This is a genomic window from Kitasatospora sp. NPDC091257 (assembly GCF_044757675.1).
Taxonomy (GTDB): Bacteria; Actinomycetota; Actinomycetes; order Streptomycetales; family Streptomycetaceae; genus Kitasatospora; species Kitasatospora lactacystinica.
The window spans coordinates 1-2,863 of record NZ_JBIVVI010001154.1; the positions used below are offsets into that span (position 1 = coordinate 1).

Sequence of the window (2,863 nt, forward strand, 5' to 3'; positions counted from 1 at the left end):
GTGGGCGGGGAGGGGCGGACTAGCCCTCGCGGGCGTCCTCTCTGCTCCACACGGCCGTGTCGGGGTTGAGCCGGATCAGCAGGCCACCGGCCTCGACGTGCTCGGCCGCCTCGGGGTCGGACCCTAGCGCGGACACAACGTAGGGGCGCAGCTCGCCGAGCAGGACTGCGAGCTGCGGGGCCTTCGTCTTCTCGAGGTCGGTCCCAGTCGCCTGCCGCCACCGCGCGGTGATCTTGGCGACGGTGCTGCCCATCACAGAGGCGTAGGCCTCCAGCTCGCGGCGCAGTTCGTCTGCGGTGGGCGGCTGGTCAATCGGTTCCGCCTGCGGTGGTCCCGCTTCCTTCTCCGGCTCGCCCTGTTCGGTGGTGCCCTCGGCCGTGTCTGCGGTGGATACGTTGACCACCGTGCCGGGGATGACCGCACCGGGTTGTCCCTGGGCACGGGCCTCGCGGCGGCGCGCTGCTCCGGCCTCGCGCTCCATTTCGCGCTGAGCGGCGTCGGCCTGCTCCATCTCGGCGTGCTCGTAGATGTTCACCAGCTCACGCGGGAACGCGATGCGCCATGCCTGCGCCTCGGCGACCTTGCCGATCATGTGGGCGCCCATCGTCGGCCACTGCCCGGTCAGGACTCGCTTGCCGGTCCTGTATCCGTCGCCCGTGACCGGGTCGTTGCGCCACTCGTCCTTGCCGACGGCGAACTCGGAGAAAACGGCGACGGCTTGGGTGACTGTCTCGTCCCCGGCGATGCTGCGGTGCTCGATGCGGCACATCGCGGCGGCGGGCGGGTGGTCGTGGAGCCACACGTCCACCCAGCGGCGACGGATGATCCCGTCCTCGCCCACGACCCACCACTTCGGATCGTCCTCGGGTCCGGTCCAGAACGGGCCGACGCGCCGGATGAACCGGCCGGTGCGCTGCCCGGTGTGCCGGAACCCGTCGATCCCGGTCTGCGCGGTGTAGTACAGCTCGTCCTGCTTGTTCACCTTGCGCTTGCGCTGGATGTAGTAGATCTCGCGGCGGAACGGGTCCAGGCCGGTGCTCTTGCAGATGTGGAAGAACGCGACGAGGTCGTGCGTGGGGGCGCTGGCGAGGCCGATCGTGGCCATGGCCGCCCGCTGGGCCTTCGTCCAGAAACGCTGCTCCTGGGTGATCTCCAGGACCTGGTCGGCCGTCTCGATGGCCATCTCCGCGCGGTTGTCCGTCAGCGGGGTGACCGGCTCGGCCTTGGGCGGTGGTTCCTGAGTTGGTGCTGTCACCGAAGGTGCCTTCCTTGTCTCCGTGGCGGCACCGGGGTTCGCAGGCCCCGGTGTGGCTGCCTGCCTCCACCCTCCCGCCAGCCCGGCCTGCGTGGGAACACCCACCACGTGGCCAAGTCAGGTGCGGATCAAGGAGATTAGGAAGTGTGGCCGCCGGGCCCGCGGGTTGCGAATCCGCCCGGGTCCGCGTGCTCCCCTTGATAGGAGACAGCCCCGAAGGGCTTGTTGCCAGAGCACGCGGTCGGTCGGCCCGGCGGCCACATCATCACTCTAGGGTAGCGCCGGCCTCAGACACAGGGCCGGCTACCACCCGGACCGGCGGTCCGGGGCCGTCGCACGCTCCAGCGCTCCGGCACCGGCGTACTGCCACAGCCCGTCGTAGAATGCCTTGGACGCCTCGACGGTGAGGGCGACAGTGGTCAGGGCGGTCTGCGCGTGGGCGATGTCCCCGCGGGCGAGGACGGTGACGACGCCGACGGCGGCGGACGCCACGGTGCCGATGAGGGTCCGTACCCCCTTGCTCCAGTGAGGCTGCTGGATGAGCGAGGTCGCCCAGGGGGTGAGGGCGCCGAGCAGCAGGCCCCACGCCTCGGTGTCGTTGAGGATGTTCACGGTCCTCTCCGGTGGTCTGTGGGGCGAGGCGGGTGGTTCACAGCGGCCAGGTGGCGGCGATCGCGGCGCCGGCGGCAGCCAGGTAGCCGGCGGTGAACCGGTACCGGGCCAGCAGGAGGCCGGTGCGCGGGGCTACTCGCGGGGCGGCCGTTCGTCCCTTGACAGCGCGGCTGGCAGTCCCGCGAGGGTCAGGCCCGTGATGATCACGCTCGGGTCGACCGGCGGGGTCCAAGCCTCCCTCACGATCATGATCGCCCCGATCAGGAAGAGGACCAGGTCCCGGATCGTCTTCCATCCGGTGATCTCGCTCCATCTGGTCCTCCGTCGGTGTCGGCCGGGAGGTTGCTGGTCGTCCGGGTCCCGGGTCACAGCGGGGGACGGTAGAGCGCGGCGGTGTCTACGGTCGCGTCGAGGCGGCGGATCGCAGTTCGGCGACGGTGGATTCGAGTTCGGCGATCCGACGGGCCAGGTCGGCTTCCCGCTCGGTGCGTACGGCGATCTCTTCGCGGGCGAGGGCCAGTTGTGCCTGGGCCTGGCCCCAGGCCTCGGCCATCTGGGTGCGTAGCCGGGCGATGTACGGCTCGGCGTCCACGGTGATGGGCTCGGCAGTGTGCGCCATGGTCGAGGGGGCTCCGTTCACTTCGTCGGGTCCGGGGTGTCGTCGGTGGCGGGCCTGGTGCAGGCCCAGGCGGCCGACTTCTGCAGGTGCTGGACGCCGGTCCTGAGCAGGGTGGCTTCGGCGGGGGTGAGTCGGCGGCGGTCGGCGGTGCCGAGCAGGTGGTCGAGCTGTTCAGGGGTCGGGTGGTCGGTCATGCCGTTTCGTCTCCGCTGCCCTGGTGGGCTTCTTCGCGTCGGGGCAGGGCCGCGTCCCACACGGGCGTGGTGAAGGTCTCCGGCCCGGGCGGGGCAGTACTGCTGCCGGGGGCGGGCTGGAGCTGGGCGACTTGCTGCCTGGCCTGCTCGACGATCTCCGTTTTCGCGGCCACCCCTTCGGGG

5 protein-coding genes are annotated in these 2,863 nt (G+C 70.9%); all 5 read right to left on the bottom strand.

Features of this window, described 5'->3' with window-relative positions; all coding sequences use genetic code 11:
* Positions 1 to 19: 19 nt before the first annotated feature.
* Positions 20 to 1,255: a recombinase RecT gene (locus ACIQOV_RS35680; protein WP_401054978.1), complete on the bottom strand. Its 1,236-nt coding sequence runs from the start codon at positions 1,253 to 1,255 to the stop codon at positions 20 to 22.
* A gap of 303 nt (positions 1,256 to 1,558) precedes the next feature.
* Positions 1,559 to 1,867, bottom strand: a complete 309-nt coding sequence (locus ACIQOV_RS35685; RefSeq protein WP_401054979.1) for a hypothetical protein — start codon at positions 1,865 to 1,867, stop codon at positions 1,559 to 1,561.
* A gap of 397 nt (positions 1,868 to 2,264) precedes the next feature.
* Positions 2,265 to 2,486, bottom strand: a complete 222-nt coding sequence (locus ACIQOV_RS35690; protein ID WP_401054980.1) for a hypothetical protein — start codon at positions 2,484 to 2,486, stop codon at positions 2,265 to 2,267.
* A gap of 17 nt (positions 2,487 to 2,503) precedes the next feature.
* On the bottom strand, positions 2,504 to 2,680 hold the full coding sequence (locus tag ACIQOV_RS35695) for a hypothetical protein (protein WP_401054981.1): 177 nt from the start codon (positions 2,678 to 2,680) through the stop codon (positions 2,504 to 2,506).
* Positions 2,677 to 2,863: hypothetical protein (locus ACIQOV_RS35700; protein WP_401054982.1), on the bottom strand; the 187-nt coding region annotated here is incomplete at its 5' end. The genes ACIQOV_RS35695 and ACIQOV_RS35700, both read right to left, overlap by 4 nt.